Genomic DNA, 5,920 nt, shown 5'->3' with positions numbered 1-5,920 from the left:
CATCGACTGATAACAAACACTCCTAATATCACCATCGCAGCTACCCAAAGCCGGCCCGATGGATCTAAGATTAGGGTCAAAGTGAAAACGGCCAGGCAAAGGAAAAAGCTAAGAAGATAGAGTGACGTCACGGGCGTCTTGTAGAGTCCATGACATTTGGGATCTAGAACACGCGATCGCCCCATGGGGAGGAACTTCGGGGGATGCTCTAGAATCCGGCGAGTCCTTTTATAGATGCAAACGGGTGTTGCACACAAAGTAATCACGGAGATGACATATAAAGATAAGGGCGAGTAAACTAGCTCACGGACAGAAATCCCTGATCTAGCGCCGCCGATAACCCCCGCAGGGGAAGCGAAAACATCTCCAGATAGGGCCATGATGATGGCTTCTACCCCTGCCAAGGTTCCCGCATCAAAATCATTGTTGCGAAACTTCGGTAATATCTCCTGGTCGAGAATGTCTCCCACTTGAGCATCAGGGAGAATTTCCTCAATGCCATATCCTGTATCAATTTCCACGCGGCGATCGCCCACAGAATTGAGAAACAACACCCCATTATCTAACTCAGCTTTCCCAACGCCCCAATAATTCAACAAGCGGGTGGCAAAGGCTTTCGGAGTCGGTTGTGAGTTCGTATTGGCAACCGTCACCACTGCAATTTCCGCTCCGTTCTCCGCTTCCAACGCCGAAATCATCTGATTCAACTGTCGTTCTGTATCCTCACTGAGGATATCCGCCATATCGCTAACCCAAGTCCCATGAAGTTCCTGAGGATTTGGCACATCTCGGACGGTTAAGCTATAACTTAGAGTTGGAACGAGGACGATGGATAGACAACAGAGGACAACCCAAACGACTCTTCGCCCCCATCGTTTTATCGCTCTACTCATGAGCCAATGGGGTTGAAATTGGAGTTTCATGACTCCCTCCTTGCGTCCGTCAATGAGTTAAATGGCTATCTCGCCCCAGTTGACCAATTCCAACGGAAAACAGTCGGCAGTGAATCGAGTGGTGACCCCATTGACTGACCTGTTTTTCATATTGTTTTGGTTGTCACCGAGAGCAAAATTTGCGTATTAACCCGTACCCAGGGTGACATAAAATCTGTCAAAATCGAGTGAATTTTAATATTTCTTAGGATTTAGAACGGATTGATGCCTCTAAGCCAAGATTATATTTGTTTCAGTAATTATTTTTATAGAACTATGCAACTTTAAATTAGCTAATTTTCACTCAGAGAATCAAGATATTCTACAATCTGGGATACATATAATGGGTAATATCTAATATTTTTGTGAATTAAAGACAATCTCCAGATTTATATCGAGATTAAACAGTCTTCGCCTGCGCAAGCCTTTTCTTGAGTTCCATCCCAGAGATGCCTTTCCCCGTTTGTTGGTAACATGAGTTCGGGTTAACCCGAACTCACGTTATCCAGCCATCCCGACTTACTCCCCCTCCGCCAACGCCTGCTTCAACCGCTGCACAATCGTCTCAGCAATCGGTGCAAACACCGTCTCCTTCTCCTGAGTTTGCGCCTCCGTCTCCCCAGGCGTAACCTGCGTCTCAAACTCCAAACGAGACGTCGCACTGGGAATCAAGCGAATCCGGCCCAACTCACCCAACTGCTGATGATTAAAGCAGTAGGCATACACCCCGTCCTCCTCCTCCGTGGCCATCGTCACCGCCTCTGGCAGACGAATTGGCAGAGAGTTCGTCGACTTGGCCCCCGAGGTTTCAATCTTGCCATCCTCGCGCACCCACATCACCTGAACCGTTCCCGCGCCTACCATCACCACAACCGCCTCCGACTCAGGATTATACGACTCCACCAAGCCATTCACCTCCGCCTGAGTTTCCGGCGTCGCCATCCAGAGAACCGTGTCGGTGTTGCCTTGGGAAATATAGTAAATAATCGTCTCTAAATCCTTCTGATCATAGAGAATGGCCCCACGATCGCCTCGAACTCGCGATCGCGCGATCGCCTCGGACACCGCCGCCGGGAGCAACACCGCCGCCACCTGCTCGCGCATACTATCATCCCACTTGAGGGGGTCTTGGAACCGTTCCTTCCACTCATCCGGAACCCGCTCAATCATGCGATTGTAAATAGACGGGGTCACATCAACAGCAGCAGGATAAGAGGATTCAGCAGCCATAACACAGGAGGGCGAACACAACCCATTCATGATACCCCTGCCCCGGCCGACCTTCAAACCGACTCATTGGCATCCGGGAACCGTGGCGACTCTTGCACCTTGCCTCCCTTAGGAAACCGGCCACGCTTACGAGGCTTCCCTTGAGCCTTTTCCTGATTCTCAGGAGCGACTAGCTCCTCCGTTGCGCCACGGCTGGGTTGGCCATTGGGTTGGCCATTGGGTTGGCCATTGGCTCGTTCGCGCACTGACACCGGAATCGCCACCTCTTCGACTTCCGCCAATTTCTCAACCTTCAAGGCTGTACTATGATTCGACCCCGAGAGACGTTTCAATAACTTCGGCTTCGGTGCGTGTAATAAATAGATAATCGCATCCCCTTTCTGCCAAGCATCCGCCGCCGACATCACCTGAAGTTTGCCATCTCGTTCCCGCAACAGCGGCACCAACTCCCCAGAGCGAATCAAGGCCTGTAAATGAGCCTTCTGGAACGCAAAACCATGATCTTGCAAGAGCGTTTCCCCCAGCTTCACTTCCCCATCATCGAGGTACTTGTTCCACATCTTTAAGGGGAAATCCGGGGCGATCGCCTGACGGATTTTCGCCTTATTCGTCGGCGTTCCCGTTTTCTCACGGGGTAACAAGGCCAAGGTTCGCGGGGGTTCAAACTCCTCCATCGCTCGCTGGGCCAGAACCGTGTTCACCTCCCCATTACTGGTCATCGTGAGGAAGGTTCCCATCGACTCTAACCCCGCCTCTTCGAGAACCTCCGTATCTAAAGCACTACTGAGAAAGACCTTCACCCCCTGATCTTCTGCCAAACGACAGGATTCGGCATTGGTATCAATCATCACCACCGCCTCACCCCGTTCTTGGAACAAGCGAGCAATCAAGCGACTGAGGGGATTAGATCCGACAATCAACACCCCCGTGGCCGTGGTGGCTTCAAGTCCCAAGATTCCCACCAACCAGCGAGCCGTCAGACCCTGTAACATCACCGTGACAATGATGGTTAGGAACACCAACGCCTTAATGGCATCCCCCCCGTTAATCCCCCGTTCCGTCAACAAAATCGAGAACAGAGAGGCCACGGAGGCGGAGATAATCCCCTTAGGTGCAATCCAACTGACGAAGAGCTTTTGTCGCCAATTCAGGGGGCTATTCGCGGTACAAATCCAGACATTGATAGGACGCACCACCAACATCAAGGCGGCGACGGTGGCTAAACTGCCCCAGCCTAGGGCAAAAATACTAGGAATCGAGAGATCCGCTGCCAGGAGGACGAACAACACGGACACCGCCAACACCGTCAGTTGGCTCTTAAAGCGCCGTAACAGCCGCTCTTCGGGCAAGGACGAGGCCCGCATCACCAACCCGGCCACCACCATGGTCATTAAGCCAGATTCTTCGACGAGGAACTGGGAGAAACTGTAGAGGACCCAGACACCGGCTAAGACGACAAGATTTTTGATTTCTTCCGAGAGAAAATTGGCTCGGGTGATAAAGTAGCCCAATAACCAGCCGCCGAGGCCACCGACGGCTAATCCTAAGCCTAGGCGGAGGAATAGGCCCACCGCAACGCCAAGGGGGTCAGCATCGCCGTTGAGGACGACATCGAGGACTAAGACGGCCAGAATGGCTCCCACTGGGTCGATGAGGACTCCTTCTCCTTCGAGGAGGGTGGCCACTTGGCGATCGACCTGAACTTGTTTGAGGAGGGGGGCGACGACTGTTGGCCCGGTGACCACCACCAGGGCGGAATAGAGAAAAGCGATGGGCCAGGGAAATTCGGCTAGGGCATGGGCCGCTAAGCCGCCGCCGATAAAGGCGATCAGGGTTCCGACACTGACAAGGTTGCGTAGACTCCCTGAGACACGACCGAGATCTCGCAGTTCTAGGCTTAAGCCTCCTTCAAAGAGGATGATGGCAACGGCGAGGGAGACGATGACTTCTAAGCCGCCTCCGAGTAAGGCCGGATGCAACCAATCTAAGCCACTTGGCCCTAGGAGAATGCCGACGAGTAGTAGAAAGACAATCCCTGGAACCTTAAAATACTCCGCTAGGACCTGTGAGCCGATGCCAGCGGCCACGGTTAGGGCAATTAGAACTGTAATCTCGAAAGAAGCGTCCATAAACTGGGGGGGTCAGCGACCATCCTTTTGAGAGGATTGACGGTTGATGTGTTGATTGGCAGTTGACAAGTCAGTTAACGAGTCAGGTTACGAGTCAGTTGCCCACGAGTGTGGGAACGATGGCTGGGTTTGGGGCCAGGGAAAGCCGGCGATCGCCATGTTAAGCCATCGCCTCAAAATTTAAATGGATTACCTGTTAAGTTAAACGTTTTTAGGCAAAAGCGGTATGGGTCCAGAGGTAGGACTCTATCCCGACTCAAGTTCACAGAGCATAGCACACCGCTTCTATCTAATCGCTCAATGATAGAGCCAATCAGACTTGAGCGGTTGTGAGATATCAGTCAGTTAAGGCGATCGCCCCTTGGAATCCCACCTCATTTGAATTTTTAATCAGTCGCGATTCAGGCTTAGGTGAGCTGCTGAATCCCTAGAAGCGATCGACGCTGGAGGTGAAAATGGGTTCGAGGCGCATGGCCAAGATCGCGGAGGGACGAATCACCATATATTCCCCCTGAATGTTTTTGAGGGGGACGTTGATAAAGTCGTCGGATTTCGATTTGGGCTTGACTTCGCTCCCATACCACTTCTGAAAGTCCTCAATGGAGGGGAAGCGCACTTCTTCTTTCTGGCCACCGCTGATAAAGAGGTGAACGGCGTACTCACTGGGTTTTGGCATCGTGATTTCAATCCTAGACCGCTTAAGGCTATCTTTCTCAGGATACCAAAGCAAACCGCTGTAGCATCGAGTCGAGGAGATTGGGAAGCCGATCGGCGATCGCCTCGGGGTTGGGAAACTCAATCTCTTGATAACTGGGTAAATCGAAGGGAAACACCCCAGATCCCTCATGTTGCCGCACTTTCGCCAGAAGAATCTGCTCGACACGCTTGGCTTGCAAGGCGTAGCCGAGTTCGACACAAACGTTGGCACTCGGTAACAGTTGCGGGGTTTCGCCGCTGCTGACGGCTAGGGGAGTGACGTCGGCGATAAACAATAAACTTTTGCGAATTTGCCGCAGTTGATAGGTTCCCAGACGAGTCGCTCCCTCAGCGGGCCGCTTGCAGATGTCTAGGCTCAACGGAAGCCGCGATCGCCGATTCACGTCAGCGATATACTCGTCTAAGACTTCGATCAGCCGCCGGCTGTGGTTGGCCTCGGAGACACTGAGGAAAATTTTAGGATCGAGATAGGCGCTGCCTTCTTGCTTTGTAAAATAGATTTCGTGGCTACTGAGGTCAATGTTGGCAATGAGATAGGAGCCACTCCCTTCGATATAGAATTCGATGGCTTCCCCCGCCAGGTAGCGATTAAACCACTCGGCTTGTTCAATCTCTTGCCGTTCTTCGAGGAAATCGGCCCGCAACCCAGCTTTTAACAAACTATTGCGGCTGAGGCGAATATCATGGGGACGTTTGCGTAACTCGGACAACGGTTCGTACTGTTCGATATACCAACCCCGTAATGCGATGATAGCCATGATGCGATCGCCCCCCTAAAACTTACAACAGCCCGTCATACAAATCGAGCGACCTTTGATTATATCGCAATCCCCCCACCCCCAAAGAAATAGATATCAAAAGAGAAGACTTCTATAAATTAGATCATCTTGAAATCACTATAAAAAACGAAAT

Annotated in this window: 5 protein-coding genes; all 5 read right to left on the bottom strand. The window is 51.8% G+C overall.

Annotated features, from left to right (window positions below; translation table 11 throughout):
- On the bottom strand, positions 1-785 hold a 785-nt coding region (locus R6U67_RS07250; RefSeq protein WP_410251921.1), incomplete at its 3' end, for a TPM domain-containing protein.
- 666 nt (positions 786-1,451) lie between these two features.
- A complete protein-coding gene (locus R6U67_RS07245) occupies positions 1,452-2,162 on the bottom strand; it encodes a hypothetical protein (RefSeq protein WP_410251920.1) in 711 nt (236 codons plus the stop codon).
- Positions 2,163-2,215: 53 nt separating this feature from the next.
- Positions 2,216-4,291, bottom strand: coding sequence for a cation:proton antiporter (locus tag R6U67_RS07240; protein WP_410251919.1), 2,076 nt, complete (start codon positions 4,289-4,291; stop codon positions 2,216-2,218).
- A gap of 427 nt (positions 4,292-4,718) precedes the next feature.
- Positions 4,719-4,967 carry a hypothetical protein gene (locus R6U67_RS07235; protein ID WP_068790032.1) on the bottom strand — a complete coding sequence of 83 codons (249 nt, stop codon included), beginning with the start codon at positions 4,965-4,967 and terminating at the stop codon, positions 4,719-4,721.
- A gap of 37 nt (positions 4,968-5,004) precedes the next feature.
- The gene (locus R6U67_RS07230) at positions 5,005-5,766 is read right to left on the bottom strand and encodes a hypothetical protein (RefSeq protein ID WP_410251918.1); all 762 of its coding nucleotides are present in this window, start codon (positions 5,764-5,766) and stop codon (positions 5,005-5,007) included.
- Positions 5,767-5,920 lie beyond the last annotated feature (154 nt).

Origin of the sequence: Sodalinema sp., from assembly GCF_046483825.1 — a bacterium.
Lineage (GTDB): Bacteria > Cyanobacteriota > Cyanobacteriia > Cyanobacteriales > Geitlerinemataceae > Sodalinema.
Note: the sequence above shows the minus strand (reverse complement) of the source record. Positions and strands in the feature narration are given on the sequence as shown.